We start from the raw sequence: 23,075 nt of genomic DNA, 5'->3' as shown, positions 1-23,075 counted from the left end.
AAAAATGATATTACTTGGCAAAGAAAATCATTTCACCAAATCCATAATGCCATGTACTGCTGATGAGTTTATTATTGGCTATGAAACCGATGAGATACTTGGAAGCTATGCCAATGAGGAAATGATATGGGGGCACTTTATTGAAAATGAATTGCTCTTTGAAACCAACCCTTTTGAAATAAGAAAATATACTGGTGAAGCCCCATTTACAAACGAAATCAGTCCTGATGCTCCGGGTCGAATTGGAAGATGGATAGGCTGGAATATAGTAGATGATTACCAAGCCAATAATGACATTGCGCTACCTGAATTAATGGAACAAGACGATGCCAGATCGGTCTTCAAAGAATCAGGTTACAAACCAAGAAGACCCTGATTAACCGCTAAACTAAATTACAATTTGGGTAACAGCAGGGCTTTTCAAATCAAAATTTGGCTATAACCTATTCGGGTTCAGCCATTTCAATTTTTTAAATCCAAAAAAGCGTGGAGCTTTTTTTGGGCAGAAATTTTATCGAATTTAGTTTCAGCGATTCTCCGAGAGTTTCGGCTCATTTGATAATATTGGTCTAAGTTTTTCTGCAAATGTTCAATGTTTTCAATCAACAATTCATGATCCTCTCTTGGGTGAAGAAGGCCTATTTTTTCCTTTTCGATGAGGTCATAAATCCAGCCTTTAAAATTAACGATTACAGGTAAACCCATTGCCAAAGCATCAAAAAATTTATTGGGACTACTATTTTCCAAAACTTCTATGGGAAGGTAAGAGATGTATGCAAAGTCAGCTTTTCCCAACTGGTATTTAACAGCTTCTTTATTTCCAAAGGGAACAAAAAAGACATTGGACAATTTCAAATCCAGGACATACTTCTTTAATTCACCCAGTGCATTTCCGCTACCCATTAATTCAAACCTCCAATTCTTCCTCTGAGATTGGGCAAGATATGCCCAATCCAAAAAAGTGTTCAAGCCATTGACCTTTCCTATCGCTCCTGAATACAATATCCTTAGTGGACGCTTATCGAAATCTCTACCATTCCATTTATTTTGATTGGGAGTAAAAAATTCATTGTTTGAAAAATTGGGTATCAAAGCTACCTTTTTCTCCGGAAATAAAACTTTGATATGATTTTGGATTCCGGGAGACAAGGCCACAATTCTTTCTGCTTCGCGATAAATTCCAGCCTCCATTTTATACAAAACCTTTTTTAGGATTGGATTGCTAATCTTTAAAACTTGGATAGGGGCTTCCGGCCAAAGGTCCCTCACTTCAAAAACATAGGGGACTCCATATTTTTTTTTCGCCCACCTCCCAATCCATCCTGTGGTCAGGGGAGTAGAGGAAATATAAAACAAATCCGGTTTAGCCAATCCTTTGATTAATTTTTTCGCCTGTCTAAAAAAGTCATAAAAAGCCAAGACCCTTTGCCGGATAGAATAGGTTGACAAATAAGGCACAGGGAGGTAATGTACAGTTACCTCCCCATCTTTTCGTAGCATGTATTGTTTCTTATTGTGCGCAGTAATCACCTCCATCGCCGCTCCTTCTTTCGACAATCCCTGAGAAAGATGGTATGACCTTATTGCCCCACCGTGTGCAGGGTTAAGGTAATATTGATGGATATAGATTATTCTCATTGGTTGTTTAAATTGGTCCACTCTGAAAGTAGAAACACATTGAATAAAAGCAAATAATGGTTATGAATGTTTTTTTCAGGGTGTTTTAGCAAAGGTCGCCATTCATTGGAAACAAAATTGCCATATTTTTCTTCAAAAGCGATAACAGATGAACTCAATTTATTTCTAAACTCCCGATGATTAATAAACCATTCAAGTATGGGAATACCAAAACCTCTCTTTTCCCTTTTCGCAATGTTTTCCAAGCCCTCCTCTACCAAAGTATTCTTGATCCAGGATTTGGCCTTTGTATTCAAAAAAAACTCATTTTTCATGGAATCACTTAAGCCAATTAAGGACCAATCTAAAAATGGAGCTCTCCCTTCAATACCATTTGCCATGCAGGCATTGTCATGAATTTTCAACAAATCATGTACCAGATACAGGCTTCGGTCATAGGTCAATGCATTTTTAAAATCCTCTTCGGAGGAAGGGTAAAGCTCTTTTAGCTTTATTCCCAATTCTTCAGGTACGGGATAAAGTGCAGCGAAATTTATAAAAGTACGGGAAGGTTCAGTATGAATGCCTTTAAAGAATTTCTGTCGGCTTCTTGATAATAGAGGGAACTGCTTAAGCACCACTGAGGGTGCTTAAGGTAGGCTTTAAAAGCTTTGTGTCTATTATAACCGGCAAATAGCTCATCAGCCCCTACACCGCTCACCAGTACTTTCACATTCTTCTTGGCTTCTTTGGCAATGGCCCAGGTCAAATAACTGGCACTATCTCCGACGGGCTGATCCAATTGAGAAATATACTCCTCCCAAGTAGCTAAAAAATAATCCGGCCCAATTTTTATTTCCTGATTCCCTCCACCCATGGTCTTGGTCAGTTCAGCAGCATATTTTGCATCGATTGTGTTTTTGCCCTTGGCCTTATCAAAACCAATGGTATAAGAAGGCAGTGGAACACCGGTTTCCCTATACCAGATATGATACAAAAGTGAACTATCAGCTCCTCCACTCAAGATCATTCCTACAGGCACTTCAGCTGTAAAATGGGTAAGCACAGCCTCGGTTAGCTGCTGTTTAAATAGAAATTGATCGGTAGCTGTTAGTCGCTTCTGAATGGTGAGCTTTAGGGTGCCTTTTCTTTGGCCATCAAAGCCAAACTGTAAAACTTGCCCAGGCAATAACTCCTTAATCTCTTTAAAAAATGACGCGGAAGGTAAAGAGGTCCGCAAATACCAATAAGGTACTATTTGCTCGGTATCAAATTCTTTTTTCACCACCCCAGATTTTAACAGGCTATTTACTTCCGAAGAGCACAAGAGTTTATTATCCTGCTGGTAATAATACAGTGATTTCATGCCCACAGGGTCTCTCGCTAAAATAATTTCACTGTTTTGAACATCTACAAATACCAGGGCAAACATTCCTTCTATGGATGAAATCCCCTTAACCCCTTTCTGCTTCAACCAATGAAACAATACCTCTCCATCCGAGCGAGTTTTAAAAACCACGCCTTCTTCCAAGAGTTGATTTTTAAGGTCTTGATAATTGTAAATAAACCCATTCCATGACAAAAAAGCTGTCCGCTCCTCATCGGCTATTGGCTGATTGGCCTCATCCCTCAGGTCTGAAATCTTCAACCTATTGGAAGCAAGAAATATCCCTTTTTTGATATGGATAACCTCCGCGTAATCCGGACCTCGGTGGATACCACTTTCCACCATATTGGTGATTGCTGCATCATCTGAAACAGATGAATCCAACAGCAAATGGACGCCACACATTATTTGGCAGAAGTTTTCTTATTGAACCCTTCCTCGAATGCTATTTTGTCCTGATTTTTCTCATAATACCGACAAATAGCGGTGATGGTGCATTCATTGCATTTAGGTTTTCTGGCCAAACAAACATACCTGCCATGTAATATTAGCCAATGATGTGCTTTATGTATGACCTCTTTTGGAAGGTGCTTAATCAAATCTTTTTCTACCTCCAAGGGGGTTTTTACTTTCTGTGCTACCAAGCCTAGTCTTTTGGAAACCCTGAATACATGCGTATCTACTGCCATATTGGGTTGGTTCCATACCACACTGGTAATGACATTGGCTGTTTTCCGTCCCACTCCCGGAAGCTTTATAAGCTCATTTACAGTGTCAGGTACTTCAGAATTAAAATCTTCAACCAACATTTTCCCTAATCCCAAGAGGTGCTTGGTTTTGTTATTGGGGTAAGATACCGTTTTAATATAGGGAAATAACTCATCAAAATTACTTGTTGCCAAATGCTCAGGACTGGGAAAATCCCTAAAAAGCGCAGGTGTTACCATGTTAATCCTTTTATCTGTACACTGTGCACTGAGCACAACTGCAAGAAGCAGTTGGAAAGTTGATTCAAACTTCAACTCTGTTTCAGCCACAGGCATATTTTTAGAAAAATGTTCGACAAAAGCTTTGTAACGCTCTTTTTTTAACATGACTTAATTCTTTTTATCCCTTACTATTCAACTGTCTTCAAGTGTAATACAAGGGTAGATTTCAGGTTGACAGCAAAACCCAAATATTAGAAAGTAAACTAATTAAAGATAACCCGGATTCACCACGTCAATTCTATCTTGCGAATAAATCGTACGAGTCATTTCAAGCTACAAAATAGCAATACATCAGGTCAGCCTGCAACTTATCTGTTTGATTTATTGTCATTAATTATAACATCAATATAATACAGGCTGTTTGAATTTATCAGGGTTTCAGGCTTCCATTGACTTATTTAGTCAAATTCCCCTATAGAAATAAAATGATATACTAAGCTTGCTGAAAATAGAATACAGAAACTTCTTATTATTTAAGCAATGAATTGAAGCCTCGAGGGGTGACGGATTCTAGCAAAAAAAATCCTGTCGTTTGATTAAACGACAGGAAAGTAAGTTTGTTGGTGTTAAACTTTCTCCAGTCCTTTGGACCGGGCCTTTTTCTTAATGGCGTTAATAATGCTTTCGGAAGGTTCGGTGGAGAGTACGTTTAATTTTTCAATGGTGCTTAACAAAACAATGTATTCTTGCATTAGCTGTTGGTCATCCTGCAAGATTTGCATCAATTGATCGTTCTCCTCTTCCTCCATTTCCTGATAAATATACCTTATCAGGTCATTTGTCGTAAAAGATTTGGTCATAGGCAATATTTATTTGTTTGAGTTTCTTCCGTAAATTGATAAGAGCATACCGCATCCTCCCCAAGGCAGTATTTATACTGACTCCAGTTTGTTCAGCGATTTCCTGAAAGCTTAAATCCATGTAATGCCTCATGATTAACACTTGCTTTTGGCTTTCAGGTAATTCTTCAATCAACTGCCTAACCAAGGCATATGTCTCATCTTTTACTTTTACATCCTCTACATTCTGTTCGGCAAAATGCAAAGTATTAAAAACATTTGATCCATCTTCCATTACCACCATGGGATAACGTTTCATTTTTCTAAAATGATCTATCGCTAAATTATGTGCTATACGCATTAACCATGGTTGAAATTTACCCTCTTCATTGTAACGATCAGAATTGAGGGTCTGAACAACTTTTACAAATACATCTTGTAATAAATCTTCAGCAACTCCTTGCTCCTTAACTATCATCAGAATTGTAGTGTAGACTTTGGTTTTGTATTTATCAACCAACCTTTCAAAGGCTATCTCACTACCATTTCTATATTGTGAAATTAATTCACTGTCTTTAGGTCCTACCCTTATACTCATAAAACAGATATTTAGATAACGTAGAGTTTTATCCCATATTGTGGAGTTAATAGTCAAACATCAATTGCCTTCTTTCCAAATGTATAGAATCACTTAGGAATACGCAATTTTTTTGTACTTTTTTATATTTAATAGCACAATAAAAATCATAAGACAGAAGAATATATCTTTTGTTAAAAAATAAACCAAACACTCTATTGCGCCATTAGGTGGTTTCTAAAAAAACAACAATTAAAGTACCAAAATATTAACCATTAGAAACTATTCACTTTCTTGGCTGGTTTTTTTTCCAAAACCTTTGGCCAAAAGACTATATATAGTACCCACCAAACCTAAAAAGCCACTAATATACGCAGATGTTTCATTCAATATATTGGGGTCATAGAAGCTAATCAATGCAATACAAATTAAAACAAAGCTGAAAACAGCTGCTTGTATCATTTTAGCATTACCGGATCTGCTTTCATCTTGTTTAAACCGCGCCACTTCTTCATCACTTATAAACACGCAAACAAAATTCCTGAAACTTTCAGAGAACAATACAAGTCTGTCCATTGCTTGATTCATTTTTATTACTCCTTTTTGAATCAACATGGTCATGGTTTCTTTATTGAAAAAATTTATAAATCCTTCCGTGGCATAGTTATAGACCATTTTCCTTTCCTTTAAACTCAACTCCGTCCAAATGTTCATGAAATAGGCTTTATTGTGTCTCTGAATAGCCAGAACACATTTTTCATACCTTTCTTGAGATAGAGGTAATTCCAAATCATCTCTTGAAATTTCCTCTGTGATAAGAGAAGCAATGGCCTTTGCATTGGGTCCATAGGCTATCTCTCTGGCCAGGTTATGTGTTTTTTCATCATTGAACAATACACTCCTCATGCGTTCATCGTAATTATCCTTGGCTTCCTCATCAATAAATTTGGAGTCTGGACCAATATATGGCAAAATAATTTTCTGATTGTTAAAGTCAATAGGGACATATTGAAAGAGATAATCCGAAAAAATTTCAGTTATTAACAACTTGGACTGTTTAGACATTTCATTGGGTAAAATCTCCTGAAGAGGCCTCCCGGAAGTTACAAATAGCCCCAAACCCTTTCTACCATACTTTTTCTGAAAGGCAATCATTGTACTTAATAGGGTATTGGTATCTTCAATGCAATGAAAATTTTCTAAAATCACCCCTTTGTGTACTGGCTTTATTTCCGGCATCTCCATCTCTTCACCTCTTGAGAGACTCACCAACAGTACTTCTTTGGGTTGCCAACCAAATTGCTGCAATATCCAATCTCTTGATTTGGCGGCATCTACCCCAATAACAAAGCTGTTGTCTTGCTTTTCTGCTCCATTGGGAAGCAAACCAAAAGCATTGGTGAAGTGATAATCGATGAGATATATTTTATTCCCTAATATCATGATCATTTTAAAGAGCCAGATAAGCACAAGAAACAAAACCATTAAAAAAAAGACATTGGAACAAATGGCATCCCATAAGTTTGACTTTCCTGAAGAAATATTGGGTTTGGTGTTGAACGCTTTAATCAAAGCCTGATTAGGTGCGGCAATAAAATTTGTAATCAATTCATCATCTTGATTGGAAAACCTTCCAAAATTGTTTCTTCTAAACTCTTCATGAATTTTGATTAAATCCATATAAAATGGCGGAAGGATATCTATAGAATCTTTCGTCAACTTTTTTTGTCTGACAGAATCTGCCAATAGCCCATCTTCTTCATTGGCCTCTTTTTCTTCGGGGATATCCTCCAGCTCACTCACATAATTCCAAACAATTTTCTCTTGGTTAAATATTTGTCGATGAATAAAATACCCTGGTAAAAACCCTACAATCATCAGCCAAAGTAGAAGATTAATAGCAAATACGCGTTTGTCTACCGGTGCACCGGTTAACTTCGTCCAAAACTGGGTAAAAGTTCGGTGCAGCTTAAACAAGGTCTTGGTTCTGTCCCACTCACTAAAGCGAACGGTAGGGAATTTAGGCGTTTGATAGAGGTAATAGCACAAGATCTGCATCACTGCAATCAGGGCAATAAAAAACAAGGTGAATATAAAGTATTGGGTACCGAAATGACTTAAAAATGTAAAATAGGCCAATATTGAAGCCAAAACTATCCAAAGCAGGCATGCCATTACTAAAAAGGCATTGATATTTTTTTTGCCGTCATCTTTTCCGATTGTTGCAAGAAGAAGAAAATTACAAGTGCCCGATTGTATGGCAAACAAAGCAGACCATAGGTAGATTTTAAATATGCTTAAGGGCAGAAAAAGATAGACGACGATAAACAAAAGTACATCCAGCAATAGAATACTATTGAGCCATAAGAACCGTAACCTCTTTCTAGGAGAAGGGCTATACCAGCCAAAAGAAAAGTCTTCAAAGGATAGATAGATACTTGACTTTCGCGTAACGAGCGTAAGCAATCCCAGCAATACCAACACCAGAAGGTAAGGGACAAAAACTGCAATGCCCTCAAGAGATGCCAAGCTATGCAGTGCATGTTGCAGGTTGGTATCTTCCAAATAAAGTACCCAGTTTTCAGTATTAAAGGAATCGGACGTGATAGGACTCAGTAAGGCTTGATACTCATGCCCGTTTACATAGATTGGGGTTTTCCACAGCTTGTCATCTCCGGCATTTTTGTTGTTTTCTATTAATGTTTTGATCTCCTGCCACTTTTCTTGTCCTATGCCATATTGAAGATAATTGACGGGGGTATTAACTTTTTTGCTGATCAATAATACTTTTCCATCGGGCTTGAAAATGAAAAACCTGTGATTTTTGCTAATCTTAGGAACTATTGAATCCAATTGAAAAGTCAATGCAAATCCATTTCCTCCATTCTTTTTGCTTATTACGCCCTCCAAATCACCCGTAGACTTTGAAGAATGAGCACTAATAAAATACTTTTCCGCTTCTACCGACTTTAGTACTTGGACATAATCCCTGTTGGCAATTGACACAAAGGGGAAAATTCCAAAATCAATATTATTTTTTGAAGTATCCATCTTTGGAAGCAACATTTTGAGAATGTTTCCTTCCAAGTCAAATTTCAGAAATTCATTTATTTCCTGGTCCTTGGAAATTTCAATCTCCGACGCTTGATTATCTTCCTCTTTTTTATCGATTACCTTTTTAAAAATCTCAAGTTCATCGATCAATTGTTGTACTTCCAAATGGAAGGCGGACTTCACATTGTGAAGATTGTTTTCTGAGGCGTATTCATTTTCATAGTTTTGAAAAAGGGAAAAGAAAAAGAAACCTGAAATCACCATCACCAAGATCAATGAAAGCCCCAGGCCCATGACTCTTTTCTTAGTCAATACATCTCCATCGCCTAAATTAAAAATACTAATGACCGGAATTGAAACAAATATTAAGGTCAAAAGTGTGATAAAGGCACTCAAAACCTTGAAATTAATTTTAAGCGCCACACGCTCAAACCTAGATTTTTCTTTGGCTCCAAGCAAAAAGAAAACCTGGTTCCCTATCATTGCAGGGGAGATAAATGCCTTATAATCATTGCCTGAAATTTGCAAGGCCAATTCTCTCTCTCCTACCGTTTGCTTATGGCTCAATGAGTCTACATTTACCACTGGTAAACCTGCCACTCCTTTTGGATATATGGCCATCCCGGATTGGTCCAGAATAAAAAGCCTGTCAAAAAATAAACTCTGTACATTCCCAGCCATCAAATCGTTGATGGAAACTGAATGGTCTACTTCAAATGCTCTACCTGAAAAAGTCTCTTGAGAAAGGGTGTTTGGAAGTTTTTCTTCGATATTCCTTCTCAATGAGTCGAAATCCAGTTTTGGGAGGTTTCCATACTTTGTTTTTTCGTTTAGAAAAAACCTAAACCCTTTGACTTTTACCCGGTAAGAGGTGTCTTTATGAATAAGAGCGATTCCATCGTTGGCAAAAATTTGTGGCTCCGGTCTTTCGTTTGCTTTGAAATAATGAATTTTTTCAACTCCAAACTTTGGGGCTTTATCAAACATTTCCACCATAGGAGTGGCAGCCTTTTGCCCATCTTTTGCTGCCCAGGCATAAAAATTCCTTTTAAAATAACCTTCCAATTGAACATGGTAATTATAGAAGGAATCTAAAAAATTTTGCTTGACCAGGTAAATGGCTTTTATACCTTGCGACTCCAACTGATTTTGATTCGTTTGAGAATGCTGGTATAAATAGGCACCTATTAAAAGCATGATGCCAAAGATGAAAATCCAAACGCGTAAATCCCTGAATTTCACTGAAAGAGGTGTTGGTTAATTATTTATAAAATATTAACCAATTTAATCAATCCCCCTTAAGATCAAAACTTTAATTCTGTAAAAATCAAAATTAATACTACTAAATTTTACACAAACAACTATTTTTAAACTCAATATTTCAAAATACCTTTCAAAACTATCATTCTTCTTTGGCAACCCCTCTTTTAATCATCCAAGAGGGTGAGGTTAGAAACCATAAAACGGTACCCAAAAACATAAGGTTTTTGCAAGTATCAGGCTCCATATGTCCACCAAATACTAGAATGGCCGGTACAATACTCAAGCCTAAGCCTATAAAGGAAATAATTTTCAATAATAGTTTCATTTCTTTTGATTCATTTTACTTGCCACAAGGTATACTAACACGGCTATAAACCAGCCTGGAAGACCTAAAAAGAAGATTTCAATACCAAAAACGAGGTTCAACAGTAAACATAAGGACAAAGTAATAATCCAAGTCAATGCTACAGCCCAATTAAGCGATATTCCTTTGAACTCAGCATAATTAGCTTTCAACCCTACTCTTTCAAGCATGTAAACATCTATAAATATTACTGCCCCTACCGGCATTAAAATTAAGCCATACAATGCCACGAATTCTAGCAATCGCATAACCAAAGCAGGGAAACAAGCAGCTATGGTCGTGAACAAACCTACAAATAGTGTTACTTTCCAAGTCTTCCATTTGGGGTTGATCGATTGAATGGCCAAGCCTGCTCTATATAGTGTTGGGTTGGCGGTTGTCCAGCCTGCAATGACAACGCATATTGCCCCTGCCACACCAACTGCACTGTAGGCAATGGGCCCCGGAGCAAAGGTTAGGCTTCCCTTGGATTCTATTAAGAAGAGGGAGTACAATATTCCAGAAGCAATCCAAGCAATAAAATGCCCTAAAAAAACTCCGGTGGCAGAAGAAAAACCTTGTTGCCACTTCTTGGCATACCTGAGTAAAGACAAATCGGCCATACCTATGTGCATGGCCATGTTACAAAACCAAGCAAAGAATAAAATATGCCAAAACCCAAATTTACTTTGACCTTCCAAAGGGACTCCTGTCCAAATGGTGCTTTCTGCAACAGACCAAAAAGAGCTTACCTCTGTCACTCCTAAGCGAGGCAATACAGCCAAAGCAGCAGCAATAAATATCATGATCATCCATGGAGCCGCTACCATTGCAAATTTAGAAACCTGATCAAAGCCAAACATGGCGATCAAGGTGGTAATGGCTCCTACCACAAATACCGTCACCACCCAACCCAAACTATTGGGCAATACATCAGTCAACTGTGGCATGGCCATGTCAAAAGGGATACCAACAGCTGTAGCTGCTACAGCAATCATAGACCCGGCCAAAAAGCAGAAAAGACCTGCATTGACCAAGTTATAAATCAAGGTAAACTTTTTCCCAGCAATCTTCTCCAACAAATAGTATAGCGTTACTCTTGTTTTTACCGCAATCTTGGCCGTCAAAAAAGCCCAACTTAATACTGCTAAAATATTTCCAAGCAAAAGTCCGGTTACCAAGTCTATGGCACTTGCACCATGCGCAACAAATAATGGCCCTATTACAAATTCTGTTCCGGCAGTATGCTCTCCTGCATAAGTTCCTAAAAAATTCCTCCAGCCTTTTAGCTTATTGCCGGGAATGGGTTCTTGTTCATATTCATTAACCGCATTGAGACGGTCCACCAAACTTTTATTTTTTTCCATAGAAATAGATAATCATGACACTTCCTGTAGGCTGTAAGCCCTAAGAAGCTGAGCTAATACCGATAATTTATAGGTTTATTAAGACTTGTAAAGTATTCCTGTTTTCGTTTTTATCAAATGGTAACTTTAAATGGACCCTCTATTGATGAACTTAAAAACATTTTTAACCGATTCTTTTTTGTTTTTCTTGATCATATAGGCTGCGGTCTCTCCCATCAGCCTGAAATCTGTAGAGATCACGGTTATTCCCAAAAGTTCTTTTAATGGAGTATCATTGTAGGAAATGATGCCAATTTCTTTCCCGGGTTCATAAAGCTGCTCTCTAACCTGTTTTACTAAATTGACCAAATCATTTTCTTCAATAACTATAAAGGCATCCTTAGGTCGAAGTTCCATCTCAGGGTAAACTTTGTCCAATATTTCATAATCAAATTCAAAATCCTTACAAAATTGTTTGAATCCTTTTAATATTTCTTTAGGGTAGGGATACAGTATATCATTGGGGTAAACGAGCATCAACTTCTCATACTGCTGAAGTTGAAACACTCCTTCGATCAATGCATTGTAGATGTCATTTTTAAAATCTTGGTAAATTGAAGCAACGCTTTCTCCCAACTCAGGAATCTGATTGTCCATGATAATCAACTTGTCAGAAGGGATTTCCTTTACACATTTCATCACTTCTTCATCTAAGTTATAATGACTGTTTTGAGTATCCTTGAAATGAGGCATCAAAACATAATAATCATAAGCACCTAAATTTTCGGTAAGAATGTTCTTCAGTAGCTTGGGATCACAATGATAAATATTTAAATCAACTTGTGCATCTGTTCCCATGCTGTCAATAAAAGAGTTGTAGGTTTTAAGTTTGTAATTGCTGAGCTTATTCAATAAGTACAAAACCCTAACCTTCGAGGTAGAAATATTTTTGGCAACATAGTACCCTTTCCCTTTTACTGAAAGGATGATTTTTTTTGTTTTTAGCTGATTGTAGGCTTTCTCAACGGTATCTCTGGAAAGATAGTGCTCTTCACTTATTTCATTGATAGACGGAATTTTATCTCCCACCACTAAGGCACGGTTTTCAATATCCTCAATGATAGAATTAACGATCTGTTGATACTTGGGAATTCTGGAATTTTCATCTAAACGAATCAAGGGCTTCACTTCAATCATGGGTCAGGTTATTTAGGCTTTCTTTATTAATCCGTATAGGAGGTGTTCATTAAATTTACTAAATAAAGTTAAATACTTGTGTTTCCAATTGAGAATTTAAACAAAAGATGCTATTAATCATGTATTTCTATCTGAACTGGACCTATTAAGCCTGAAGGCATTACTTCCCAACCGGAAGCATCAAAAGGTTTATAATCTATATTCACAAAATTAATTTCATGATAATTTCTCCATGTAATTTCATTTCTATCAAGGTACCTCACATGGTTGGCCATCAAATTTGCCACTTCAACTTTAATTTTATTCTCACCCTCCTTTACAAATTCACTAACATCCAAGCGAAAAGGAATACTAAAGGCATAGCCAACTTCTTTATCATTGACCCAAACTTTAGCACTTTCCAATACCTTCCCTAAACTCAAAATGTATTTTGCATTTTTATCAAACTTATCGAGCGTAAATTCACTTTCGTAAACAGCCTGTCCTGAAAAATCACTGTAAGTCTCCCCATCCAATGCAGTCCAAGGCTTGAGAGAAGCTAATTCCAAATCCGGAGGTAAAACCGGGCCTCCACTTTTAAAAGACAAGTTCCAATCACTTTTTATGTCAATCATTTTAGGAGCTGCCGTTTCATATTTCCACAGGGGTACATTCTCTGCTTCCTTATTTACAACATGAACAATAATAGATTGTCCCGGATCTAGAGAAATGGCTACTTCCACCTTGCCTTCATCATTTTCTTTCACTTTGGCACGTCCAATTGTCCCTTGCTCAGGACTCATTAGCACCGCAGCCTTACCTTCAGCTTGTAAGTTTACAAAGTCTTCGATTTTCTTGTCAGTATGATTGACCAGATAATAATATTTGCCCTCTCCCAATTTCCTTCGGAGAAACTTTAACCCTAGATCTGTTAACTTCTCTCGATTGATTTTCAAAAAAGCTAGCGCTGAGGATAGTTCCGAAGACATCAGCACAGTTCCTTTACCATAACTTGCAACTTCTCCACTTTCAAATGGCTTAAAATTGATCTGCTGCCAAAGGCTATCTAAGGTTTGCCTCCTTGAGGCGTACTTATAAAAGCCCGGAACATCCAAGGGCTTTTCCTGAAAGACTACTTGAGCTCCCTCTTCAGCTAGGGACATTAATTTTTTTAGTGTGGCCAAGGGCATAAACTTGGTTTTGGGGACAATAATGGCTGAAGACTGAAATTCCTCATTAGAACCTTTGAGGGAATTGCCTGCTACCTGCAAAGTTTTCAATAGGGCGTCGGAAATAAAATCTACACCATAACCCACCTCCATCAAAGACTTAGAGGCCTTATAAAAAGGAGTCGGGTGCAACCATTCATCAATTCCGTGTACAGTAAGCGTTTTTCCTAGCCCCTCAGGGTCTGCCCAGACATCGTAAACCGGCCAATATACTAACAGCTCATTGTCAGGTTTTCCTGCCTGCAATACGGACTGCACCCGTTGAACATAGCCATTAAACCCTTTAAGATGGGGCCATAAACTGTTGTGGGTATTTAAATTTAATGAGGCATAAAACAACCAACCGGGAAAATTTACAGCCTCAGGTGAATAGGTGATTCCATGATAAAACATGTGATTGATCCCTGCAAGAAATGCTTGCTCTAACTCCGGCTTAGCTTGGGAAAAGGAAGATTTAAAATGCTCACCCAACCAGGTAAAAGTCTCTGTAGACACCAGGTTATTCCCCTTTAAATGAGCGGCTGAAGAAGCAAATTTTAACATGATGGGATCGGGATCCACATTCCGAATATCTGAACTATCTCTCCTGATTCCGGGGATTGGGAAATAGCTTGAGCCAAAGGTCTCTCCTTCGGGAATAGAAACAGCGGCATAAAGATCCAAAAGATTGCCAGGGGAACCATGGGCTTGGTTTTTGGTTTGTTTGCCATGCTTCTTTGCCCAAGAAGACCATTGCCCCGTAAAGTTTTCCAACAGCATATCGCTGATGGTTTCTCTATAATCAGATTTTAAACGATACCCTTCTTCAGTATTGAGTTGATCTAAATAATTTCTGAGGTCATAACCTCTTCTGTCTTGAAAAAAATTAAAAAAATCCTCGGTAAAATCGGACCCATATACTTCAAAACTATCATTGTAAAAGGCCCTTATCCCAGGAAAATTCCCTGAAAAAGCGGTATCAAAATGGCTCAAGTACTGCCTTACTGCCTTTTCTGAAAAATGGTCTAAAGTGTAGCCTTCTCCTCCAGGAGCTGCCCTTTTTACTTTCTGACCGGTTTGGCTCTCAAAAATCGCAATCAGCTTCCAGTCACCTTTTTCATCCCAAGTTAGCCTACCGTCTTTTCCTACATATTTCGTAATATTTTGGGCCTCCCCTCCATCCTGAAAAGCCATTAGGGTATGTAAATAATGTAATTCCCCTTTCGCTTTTTCCTCATCTATCAATATTGGACCTCCTACCCCATTGCCGGCTGAATAGGAAAATTGTTGAACCAGCATTTTTTTTGCAGCCATTTCCGGACTAACCATTTTCCCACCAAATGGCCAACCTGTTCCTTGAGTCAAATCTATTTCTAGCCCCAAACTGTCCGCCTTCTTAATGGTATAATGGAGCATTTCAATCCACTGTGGAGAAAGGTAATCTAAAAACTTGTCTTCAAAGCCTTTGGCTCCATAGATTGGAGCAATTTCTAAACCTCCTATGCCTACTTTACTGTATTCACCAAGCAAATTATTTAGGTTGTCCTCATCCACAGCACTTCCCATCCACCACCACCTGGCCCAAGGCTTGGAGGCAGCAGTCTCCTCAGGCCAATGTCCAATAGCCTGATCGATTGACTGAACCCTATCTTTTTTGCAGGCTGTCAAACTCCCTAAGAATACAAAAAGGAATAACATCAACCTTGCACTTGCATATTTTTCAATCCGAACAAACATCAATTTACAGTTAAAGGCTTTTTATTTAAGACTGAACACTTTTTCAAGTCGATTGACTTTGGGTGATTGATCCGGGTTGGTTTCCATAATATCTCCCATAAATGCCCACCATTTTTTCATTATGGCTTCCTTGGCCAAGCTGTTGGTTTGATTTTCCTCCGTTAGATTTTGGAAAGCGAAAAGCGCCCCGGTGGCTTTGTCAAGAAAAATATGGTATTCGAGAATGCCTGCTTTTCTTAATAACTCAGCCAATTCCGGCCATATTTCATTGTGCCGTTTTTCATAGACTGCCTCATTCCCGGGCAATAATTTCATGGTAAATGCTACAGAAATCATAACTGATAAATATATGTTTTTCTTTGACTGCTATGTCTATCTTATTTTACTTTTGATTAAAATAGCACCCATTGCTGAGGCTAAATTTTGCTTTGATGCTCAAAGTAAAGAAAACAATTGAATAAACTTTCCTGTACTATCAGGGTGTTCCTTTTATATTTTTTAATTCCAATCAATTAAGATTAACTTTGTCAGCTTAAAATAGATGTATGAAAATCGAAGAGAATGTAGTGGTAGGTTTAACCTACGAATTAAAAGTAACCAATGAACAAGCCGACTCTCTGCCTTTTAGTGTGGAAGTGAGGGACAAGGACGACCCTTTTTATTTCTTAGTTGGAGATAGTGGCCTACCTAAAACTTTTGAGAAAAACTTAGCCGATAAGGTTGAGGGTGACCAGTTTAACTTTACTTTGTCAGTTGAAGAAGCTTATGGTAAGCCGGATGATGAGCTTATCGTTTCTGTGCCAAAATCACAGTTCAACCAAGAGAGGGGATTTGAAGAGGAGATGCTTCAAGAAGGTAATTTCTTGCCCTTGATTGATGAAGATGGTTACCCGATGCAAGCAAAGGTGGTAAAGGATTTGGGTGAAGAAGTGCTTTTGGATTTCAACCATCCCCTTACAGGTATGAATCTTCATTTTGAGGGTGAGGTTTTTGCTATCCGAGAAGCAACGGAAAAAGAAAAAGAAGAAGGTTTCAGGGTTTAATTCACCTTGGAATCTTACTTTTCTTTCAAAGTTAAAACATCCTCATCTTCCCAGTTCATATATATTGTCTCACCTTCCGACACATCTCTTTCGTAGCAAATCAATTGCCAAGGTGATTGCCCTTCGGCCACTTGCACGGTCAGTAAATCATATTCAGGAAAATACCTTCTTAGCAATACATTACCTTTTAAGGCTCCTGCCGAAGGAGAAGGCTTTATGGAAGAGGGCCTTAGATAATGTTTGGATTTTCCGGGAAGCTGATTTAATGGTCCGAAAAAACCTGCGACATAAGCCGTTTCAGGGTTTTTGTAGATATCTTTTACGCTTCCTTGTCGCAATAATTTGCCCTCGGAGAGTACACATACATGCTCTGTAAGCAATAGGGCATCTTGGATATCATGGGTAACCATGACCACAGTGATTTCCAATTCCTTAAAAATTAAATTCAGCTCATCAAGTAGGCCTCTCTTTTGTAAGCTGTCCAAAGAGCTAAAAGGTTCATCCAAAAGCAACACCTGGGGTTCTAAACTTAAAGCCCTGGCGATGGCTACTTTTTGCTGCTGTCCTCCGGACAATTGCCTGGGATAGCTGTCTCTTTTCTCTTCTAAACCAAACACCTGCAACAAGGTCTCAAGCCTTTCTTTGGCATATGCTTTATCATATTGCAACAAGGGTCTGCTTATATTTTCAGCAACAGTAGACAAAGGGAACAATCCATTGTCCTGCTTGACGAGTTGGAGTTCATCATAACCGGCAACTAATTTTTGCTCCGGGTTAAGTATTTTCTCCTCTTCTAAATAAACTTGTCCCTCATCCTGAACTTCCATTCCGGCGATGAGTTTGAGTAAGGTACTTTTTCCGCTACCACTAGACCCAATGATTGACCAACGCTCCCCTTTATCAATGGTTAAAGACAAGCTATCCAAGGCTTTAACTTGACCATCAAAAATTTTTGTCAAGCCTTCAATTTTTAGATAACTCATCCGTTAATTTCTTCTTTCAGTTTCTTAGGCAAACTAGAGAATACCAGACTATAAGAATGGTCTACCAGTTCCAAAATCAATTGCGCGGTTACTTTACCATCGCAGGAAACTGTATTCCAATGTTTTTTATTCATATGATAACCCGGTATTATCCCTTCGTGGGATTCCCTAAGCATTATGGCTTTTTCAGGATCACATTTTAGGTTGACACTTTCAAATTTATCAATATCCAACAATGCAAAAATTTTATTCCCCACCCTGAAGCAGAGGGTATTGTTGTCAAAAGGGGTATCCTCGGTCACTCCGGGTTTTTTCAAACAATACTCCCTAAAGGTTTGAATGTCCATCAAGCCAATCTTTTAATGATCCAATAGACCAATGCTGCAAGGAAAACCAAAATTGATATCTTATTGATGCCATGCATCATTCTAAGGTTGAAATTAGTCTTCTTATTTGGGTCAGGCTTTTTAAATACGCGAATAAAATACTCACCTACTTCACCCAACTGAAAGAACTCTTTTAATTTGCTAGCCATAATATTTTGATTCAAATTTAATTGAAGGATCTATTCATGATCTGCAGTTTCAGGCTCTATCCACTGCCCGTCTTCTTTAATAATGTCTATTAGTTCATCTACAGCATTCTCGGAAGGTACAGAGCGCTTCATTACTTCTTTGCCTTTATAAAGTGTAATTTTCCCTTTTCCTGACCCTACGTAACCATAGTCTGCATCTGCCATTTCTCCGGGTCCATTTACAATGCATCCCATTATCCCGATTTTCACCCCTTTAAGGTGATCTGTTCTCTTTCTTATCAAGGCAGTGGTCTCCTGAAGATCAAATAGCGTCCTTCCACATGAAGGACAGGAAATATACTCTGTCTTTGACATCCTGGTCCGTGCTGCCTGTAAAACACCAAAGCTAACGGAGTTATGAAGTTTGACTTGTGCCAGTTTTTCTTCTTTCTCTTGAAGCTGCAACTGATCTAAACCAATCAGCATCCCATCTCCAAGCCCATCAATAAGCAATCCGCCAACATCTGTAGCAGAAAACAACATGGTTTTTTCTGCATCTTTCTCGGAATAACTCACCTTGGGAACCACAGGTAAATTGATTTTCGCCTCAATAAGTGATACAAAAGCTCTCCTTATTGCTTGCATTTGATGTTCACTATTGGAGAACAAAACAATGACCAGAGGTAGTTCATTGTTTAAATATGGAATTGCTTCTTCTATATTGTCTGATGAAACAAACAAAAAATTTAAAGACGCATGCAGTGCAGCCTTTTCTTTCAAATGATTTAAATCGATGGCAGGGAGCTTGTTTTTTTGATCCTCTTGATTGCTCCAGGTATCATAAGCCAAAATTTCTTTTAGCCCGTTAGGGAGCATAAAAGGAACCGGGTTGCTCCCGGAAAAAATATAATCACATCCCTGGTCATTCATTTTCCACTTATCCAATTCCGGAAGGTAAAAGTGCCCCACACATTTCAGGTCTTTCGGTACAGCTATTCCAACAGTAGAGATGTCTGTTATGACCCGCGGCACATTTCCTCCACCAAAATTGCCCACTTCTACAGCTCCTCTTTTGTTATAAGCGAAAGGATCAATGGGATAATTGCTGATGGGTTTAATTCTTGAGGCTTCAGTTCTATTGGCATACCTGTTTATTAGGGTTTTCACCACAGGAGACTCAAACTCTGGATCTTCTGTTAAGGAAACCCTAACTGTATCTCCAAGCCCATCTTCCAATAAGGCACCTATACCAACGGCAGATTTGACTCTTCCATCTTCTCCATCGCCGGCTTCTGTTACGCCAAGGTGAAGCGGATAAGGTTTAAATCCTCCTTCATCCAATTTATTTACCAAAAGTCTATAGGCCTGAACCATCACTTGCGTATTCGATGATTTCATAGAAATCACAATATCATGGTAATTCTCAGCCTCACAGATTCTCAAAAACTCTAGGGCAGATTCCACCATTCCCAGAGGGGTATCGCCATACCTGCTCATTATTCGATCAGAAAGAGAACCGTGGTTGGTACCTATTCTCATGGCCGTACCATGGGCTTTACAAATATTGACCAATGGGAGAAATCTTTCCCTGATCCTTTCCAGTTCTGCCTGGTAGGAAGCATCGGTATATTCTAAAACTTCAAATTTCTTTTTGTCCGCGTAATTACCGGGATTTACCCTTACCTTTTCTACTATTCGAGCAGCTACTTCCGCGGCATTAGGTGTAAAATGGATATCAGCCACCAGCGGTGTATTGTATCCCCTATCCCTTAGGCCATCTTTGATTGCCTGCAGGTTTTCCGCTTCTTTGATACTGGGAGCTGTAATCCTTACCAGCTCACAGCCACTATCAATCATACGGATGCATTGTTCAATAGACCCTTGGGTATCCATAGTATCTACCGTTGTCATTGATTGCACGACTATGGGATTGTCTCCACCAATGGTTATGTCTCCAATCCTTACCGGAATGGTTTTCCTTCTGGAATAATTCGTTAGACTATTGCAATACTGCTGATTCTCTGTGAATGTTTTCAATTCCATAATTATATATCACCTAATTGAGGTCGAATTACTATCTCTTCAACAACAGAACGGGGCGAAAGGTTATAAGCGGACCAAACTGATGCCGCCACATCTGCTACATCTATGAACCTGCTTTCCGGTAAATCTACCCCTTCCCAACTCGCTGTAAATGTTGCCCCGGGCAAAACGGAAGTCACCTTAACTCCATGAGGAATCATTTCTTGCCTCAAGCATTTGGTAAAACCTAGCATGGCCCACTTGGATACGGCATAACTTCCTCCATTGGCATATGCAGTAAGCCCTGCTATGCTTCCAATAGTAAAAATATGCCCATTTTTCCTTTCCATCAACTCCTTAGTAAAACCCTTGGTCAAATAATAAGTGCTGAAAAGATTGGTGTGCATGATCTTTTCAAAGTTTGCTTCATCCTCCGAGTGAAGGCTTCCAGGAATAAAAATACCTGTATTATTTACTAAAACATCGGGTATTCCAATTTTTTTTACAAAAGCAACAAATGCTTTGGTCTCCTCTTTTTTGGAAAGATCTGCTTTCTTGGTATGTACTTTTACTGCCGAAAAACTTTTTTCCACCTCTTCTTTTAAAGCCTCCAACTCTCCTTCATTTCTACTGCAGGTAAATATATCAAAACCTTTATTTGCAAATTCAAGGATAATGGCCTTTCCTATACCTTTTGTGCCTCCGGTAACTAAAATACTTTTCGACATTAGTTTGTGTTTTAATAATTAGTACAACAACAAAATTGACTGTTGCAAATCTACAATTTTTCAATGGCTATGCCTAATCAAAACAAGGCCGATACCTGCATGCGACCTGTATGTACCAAATGATCCAAGCCTTCCGATCTCCTGCCTTCATACATCAAGTTAAGTTGCAAGCCTTCACCTATTTTTTGTAACCAGTTCAAACTCCAACTGGTATTGTTTCCCGGACTAAGGGCTTGTAGCATCTCATATCCGGTGGGTGAATTTACCCTGCCGTTGTAGGTAATATAAGTATATTTCAATTGTGCATTCACGGTAGTTTTGATGGCTTTTGCTAACCTAAAACTGAGCAATCCTTCATGTATTTTGGCGGCCTCATCAATCTCAACATTGGCCAAGTTTTCCTTATTTGTCAACCTGTATTGAAGGGTAGACCTGAATACGGGGCTCGGCTGTAAGCTTATCTCCGGCCCAAAAGTAAACTGCTCTATTCTAAAGTTCCTATTGTCTAAGAAGTCAGAGCTCGCATTTCTCTTTCCTTTATTGGCATAAAACATGAGATTCCATTTCGTTTCTATATTGTAACGGGCATTGTATCGCCAATCATCTTGTGAAACATTTTCAAATCCTCCCGTTAGCAACTGCTTCTGATGACTATTAAAAAAAGAAAGATCCATACCGAATTTAGGTGATGAACGATTAAAAAAGAAAGAAGAGCGAAAGGATTGCCGCAATGATAGCAATGAAGTCTCTTCCACACCGGCTTGAAACGGACTTATCCTCTGAAAAAAATCTCGGGAGGTTATCTTTTTCTCCACGTTCAGATTGGTATTGTTTGAGAACTTTGCCAACCATTTTTTTTATCCGGTCAAAGGTTTTCCATTTAGAGGGGAATTTGGCACTCAAACGATAATTGAACAAGGTGGTGTAGGCCTGTAGGTATTCATCCGTAGGTACAAATACCTTGATAAAATTCTTTTCTTCAGGATTTATTGCCAGGTAAAACTCATTCAATTGTTGTACCCCATCTTCATCGTCATCTCTCCAGGTATGGGTTCCTTCTCCTGTGGGTACCGGCAAATAAACAAACTCCCTTCTCAATTCCCTGCCATTGCCCAAAGCATAGGTAAACTCATTGGATAGGTTGTTATCAAATAGGGAGCTTCGGTAATTCAGTTTACCCATTACTGTGGTCTCCTCAGGAAGATCTTTGGTCAAAAAGCTCAACTTCCTATAAGTGAATGAACCATTGACGGTATGTGGGCCAAAAGTTCCCTCTACTCCATAACTGGTCATAAAAGCTTTGGTATTCGGATTTAATTGCCCGCCCAAGACTGCTTTATCTTCCCGCAAGCTTGCAGTCGCGAAAAAAGAATATTTTAAAGTATCATTGGAATTTAAAGAAAACTGATGTTCTTCATAATTCATGGCAGTGGATACAACTTGATTTTGCTGAGGGTTAACGACTTTATTTTTATCCAAAATAAACCTATAGCCCGGCACCACAATGGATGTTGGGTATTTGATCTCTCCCTGATACCTCAGCCAATCGGATTGCAGGGGCAGCACCTTAGATTTAAGTTGGAAAAAGTCATTGGTTACTAAAAGTCTATCCCAAAGTTTTTGATTGAGTTTTATTCTTTGTTGCATACCCGACAAAACCCCTGTACGATTTCTTAAATCAAGGCTATAGGAAAACTGGTTATGATTGTCTTTATGTAACTCCAGGCTAACATTAAACAGCTTTTCGGCTGCATTTTCCACATCATTTGCACTGTTTAAGCCCCAGTCCCTATCAAATTCTATAAACCTCAAACGGTCCACAAATGAAAAATTGGCGGCATTGTACTCCAGAGTGGTTTGTCCATTAAAAAGATAATCTCTTAACATTTTAACTGAACGGCCTGCTGACCTTAAACCTACCTTAAAGGCATGTCCTTTGTTGTCAGAATCTCCTAAGTCGGAAAAAAGATTTTCATCTTGATCAGAAAATGCCACCTCAGCAAAGGTAGTCTCGTATTTCCCCAGCTTCAATTCAGTGCCTGCTGTAATCATTTGTTTTTTATTGGGTGCAGGTAATGGGGAACTAATGGTATAATTACCTTGAGACACACCACTTATAGGGGGAATGTATTCATAAACCACCCCATTGGCCAGTTGTTCTTTCCTTATATAATCACCTAAACCTTGGGTAGTTTCAGTAAAGCTAATGGCATAAAAAGCTTGCGTTGCATCTGTACTGTATTCGTAATAATCTATCGTTTCTCCATTTTCCGAAAAATGGGTAACTTTTTTATACAAGATTCTATTTG

General features: G+C 38.5%; 19 protein-coding genes and 2 pseudogenes. 2 read left to right on the top strand and 19 right to left on the bottom strand.

Translation table 11 applies throughout. The features are described from left to right. A pseudogene (locus AAC037_RS02145) lies at positions 1-376 on the top strand (gliding motility lipoprotein GldB); the annotation flags it as partial. 86 nt (positions 377-462) lie between these two features. On the opposite strand, the gene AAC037_RS02140 reads toward AAC037_RS02145, so the two are convergent. The 12 genes from AAC037_RS02140 to rhaM all read right to left on the bottom strand — a co-directional run bounded on the left by AAC037_RS02140 (position 463) and on the right by rhaM (position 15,812). Further along, the gene (locus AAC037_RS02140; RefSeq protein WP_339901293.1) at positions 463-1,638 is read right to left on the bottom strand and encodes a glycosyltransferase family 4 protein; all 1,176 of its coding nucleotides are present in this window, start codon (positions 1,636-1,638) and stop codon (positions 463-465) included. Next, complete coding sequence (locus AAC037_RS02135) at positions 1,635-2,138, bottom strand: asparagine synthase-related protein (RefSeq protein WP_339901291.1); 504 nt, start codon at positions 2,136-2,138, stop codon at positions 1,635-1,637. The genes AAC037_RS02140 and AAC037_RS02135 overlap by 4 nt, the downstream gene beginning before the upstream one ends. Before the next feature lie 32 nt (positions 2,139-2,170). Next, positions 2,171-3,409, bottom strand: coding sequence for an asparagine synthase (glutamine-hydrolyzing) (asnB, locus tag AAC037_RS02130; RefSeq protein WP_339901290.1), 1,239 nt, complete (start codon positions 3,407-3,409; stop codon positions 2,171-2,173). After that, positions 3,409-4,098, bottom strand: a complete 690-nt coding sequence (nth, locus tag AAC037_RS02125) for an endonuclease III (RefSeq protein WP_339901289.1) — start codon at positions 4,096-4,098, stop codon at positions 3,409-3,411. Before nth ends, asnB begins: the two co-directional genes overlap by 1 nt. Before the next feature lie 461 nt (positions 4,099-4,559). Beyond that, complete coding sequence (locus AAC037_RS02120; protein ID WP_339901287.1) at positions 4,560-4,793, bottom strand: hypothetical protein; 234 nt, start codon at positions 4,791-4,793, stop codon at positions 4,560-4,562. Next, positions 4,768-5,370: a sigma-70 family RNA polymerase sigma factor gene (locus AAC037_RS02115; RefSeq protein WP_014020346.1), complete on the bottom strand. Its 603-nt coding sequence runs from the start codon at positions 5,368-5,370 to the stop codon at positions 4,768-4,770. Before AAC037_RS02115 ends, AAC037_RS02120 begins: the two co-directional genes overlap by 26 nt. 261 nt (positions 5,371-5,631) lie before the next feature. Then, complete coding sequence (locus AAC037_RS02110) at positions 5,632-9,645, bottom strand: hypothetical protein (protein ID WP_339901285.1); 4,014 nt, start codon at positions 9,643-9,645, stop codon at positions 5,632-5,634. A 160-nt stretch (positions 9,646-9,805) separates the two neighbouring features. After that, a complete protein-coding gene (locus tag AAC037_RS02105) occupies positions 9,806-9,991 on the bottom strand; it encodes a hypothetical protein (RefSeq protein ID WP_339901283.1) in 186 nt (61 codons plus the stop codon). Further along, positions 9,988-11,376: a hypothetical protein gene (locus AAC037_RS02100; RefSeq protein ID WP_339901281.1), complete on the bottom strand. Its 1,389-nt coding sequence runs from the start codon at positions 11,374-11,376 to the stop codon at positions 9,988-9,990. The genes AAC037_RS02105 and AAC037_RS02100 overlap by 4 nt, the downstream gene beginning before the upstream one ends. 126 nt (positions 11,377-11,502) lie before the next feature. Continuing rightward, the gene (locus tag AAC037_RS02095; protein WP_339901280.1) at positions 11,503-12,552 is read right to left on the bottom strand and encodes a GntR family transcriptional regulator; all 1,050 of its coding nucleotides are present in this window, start codon (positions 12,550-12,552) and stop codon (positions 11,503-11,505) included. Positions 12,553-12,665: 113 nt separating this feature from the next. After that, positions 12,666-15,476, bottom strand: a complete 2,811-nt coding sequence (locus tag AAC037_RS02090; RefSeq protein WP_339901278.1) for a glycosyl hydrolase — start codon at positions 15,474-15,476, stop codon at positions 12,666-12,668. A gap of 21 nt (positions 15,477-15,497) precedes the next feature. Further along, positions 15,498-15,812, bottom strand: a complete 315-nt coding sequence (rhaM, locus tag AAC037_RS02085; protein ID WP_339901276.1) for an L-rhamnose mutarotase — start codon at positions 15,810-15,812, stop codon at positions 15,498-15,500. A 209-nt stretch (positions 15,813-16,021) separates the two neighbouring features. Between rhaM and AAC037_RS02080 the strand changes: the two genes are divergently transcribed. Beyond that, positions 16,022-16,519, top strand: coding sequence for a peptidylprolyl isomerase (locus AAC037_RS02080; protein ID WP_303614868.1), 498 nt, complete (start codon positions 16,022-16,024; stop codon positions 16,517-16,519). A gap of 14 nt (positions 16,520-16,533) precedes the next feature. On the opposite strand, the gene AAC037_RS02075 is transcribed toward AAC037_RS02080, so the two are convergent. From AAC037_RS02075 to AAC037_RS02045, 7 genes and pseudogenes are all read right to left on the bottom strand, one after another. After that, a complete protein-coding gene (locus tag AAC037_RS02075; RefSeq protein WP_339901272.1) occupies positions 16,534-17,478 on the bottom strand; it encodes an ABC transporter ATP-binding protein in 945 nt (314 codons plus the stop codon). 20 nt (positions 17,479-17,498) lie between these two features. Continuing rightward, positions 17,499-17,849, bottom strand: a complete 351-nt coding sequence (locus AAC037_RS02070; protein ID WP_339901270.1) for an MmcQ/YjbR family DNA-binding protein — start codon at positions 17,847-17,849, stop codon at positions 17,499-17,501. After that, the gene (locus AAC037_RS02065) at positions 17,849-18,040 is read right to left on the bottom strand and encodes a DUF6728 family protein (protein ID WP_085958593.1); all 192 of its coding nucleotides are present in this window, start codon (positions 18,038-18,040) and stop codon (positions 17,849-17,851) included. Before AAC037_RS02065 ends, AAC037_RS02070 begins: the two co-directional genes overlap by 1 nt. A 27-nt stretch (positions 18,041-18,067) precedes the next feature. Continuing rightward, positions 18,068-20,059, bottom strand: a complete 1,992-nt coding sequence (gene ispG, locus AAC037_RS02060) for a (E)-4-hydroxy-3-methylbut-2-enyl-diphosphate synthase (protein WP_339901268.1) — start codon at positions 20,057-20,059, stop codon at positions 18,068-18,070. A 2-nt stretch (positions 20,060-20,061) separates the two neighbouring features. After that, positions 20,062-20,766, bottom strand: coding sequence for an SDR family oxidoreductase (locus AAC037_RS02055; protein ID WP_339901266.1), 705 nt, complete (start codon positions 20,764-20,766; stop codon positions 20,062-20,064). Positions 20,767-20,843: 77 nt separating this feature from the next. Beyond that, positions 20,844-21,440 (bottom strand): hypothetical protein, encoded by a 597-nt coding sequence (locus AAC037_RS02050; RefSeq protein ID WP_339901265.1) that lies wholly within the window; start codon positions 21,438-21,440, stop codon positions 20,844-20,846. A 22-nt stretch (positions 21,441-21,462) separates the two neighbouring features. Further along, positions 21,463-23,075 (bottom strand): annotated as a pseudogene (locus AAC037_RS02045) (hypothetical protein); the annotation flags it as partial.

It is taken from the genome of uncultured Cyclobacterium sp., assembly GCF_963976465.1.
GTDB lineage: Bacteria > Bacteroidota > Bacteroidia > Cytophagales > Cyclobacteriaceae > Cyclobacterium.
Note: the sequence above shows the minus strand (reverse complement) of the source record. Positions and strands in the feature narration are given on the sequence as shown.

Coding starts and splice junctions, on each gene's coding strand:
- rhaM (WP_339901276.1), bottom strand. CDS start 15,812: ATGATTTCTGTAGCATTTACCATGAAATTATTGCCCGGGAATGAGGCA.
- AAC037_RS02080 (WP_303614868.1), top strand. CDS start 16,022: ATGAAAATCGAAGAGAATGTAGTGGTAGGTTTAACCTACGAATTAAAA.
- AAC037_RS02140 (WP_339901293.1), bottom strand. CDS start 1,638: ATGAGAATAATCTATATCCATCAATATTACCTTAACCCTGCACACGGT.
- AAC037_RS02070 (WP_339901270.1), bottom strand. CDS start 17,849: ATGGACATTCAAACCTTTAGGGAGTATTGTTTGAAAAAACCCGGAGTG.
- AAC037_RS02100 (WP_339901281.1), bottom strand. CDS start 11,376: ATGGAAAAAAATAAAAGTTTGGTGGACCGTCTCAATGCGGTTAATGAA.
- AAC037_RS02120 (WP_339901287.1), bottom strand. CDS start 4,793: ATGACCAAATCTTTTACGACAAATGACCTGATAAGGTATATTTATCAG.
- AAC037_RS02090 (WP_339901278.1), bottom strand. CDS start 15,476: ATGTTTGTTCGGATTGAAAAATATGCAAGTGCAAGGTTGATGTTATTC.
- AAC037_RS02115 (WP_014020346.1), bottom strand. CDS start 5,370: ATGAGTATAAGGGTAGGACCTAAAGACAGTGAATTAATTTCACAATAT.
- AAC037_RS02055 (WP_339901266.1), bottom strand. CDS start 20,766: ATGTCGAAAAGTATTTTAGTTACCGGAGGCACAAAAGGTATAGGAAAG.
- AAC037_RS02050 (WP_339901265.1), bottom strand. CDS start 21,440: ATGGATCTTTCTTTTTTTAATAGTCATCAGAAGCAGTTGCTAACGGGA.
- AAC037_RS02105 (WP_339901283.1), bottom strand. CDS start 9,991: ATGAAACTATTATTGAAAATTATTTCCTTTATAGGCTTAGGCTTGAGT.
- nth (WP_339901289.1), bottom strand. CDS start 4,098: ATGTTAAAAAAAGAGCGTTACAAAGCTTTTGTCGAACATTTTTCTAAA.
- AAC037_RS02095 (WP_339901280.1), bottom strand. CDS start 12,552: ATGATTGAAGTGAAGCCCTTGATTCGTTTAGATGAAAATTCCAGAATT.
- asnB (WP_339901290.1), bottom strand. CDS start 3,409: ATGTGTGGCGTCCATTTGCTGTTGGATTCATCTGTTTCAGATGATGCA.
- ispG (WP_339901268.1), bottom strand. CDS start 20,059: ATGGAATTGAAAACATTCACAGAGAATCAGCAGTATTGCAATAGTCTA.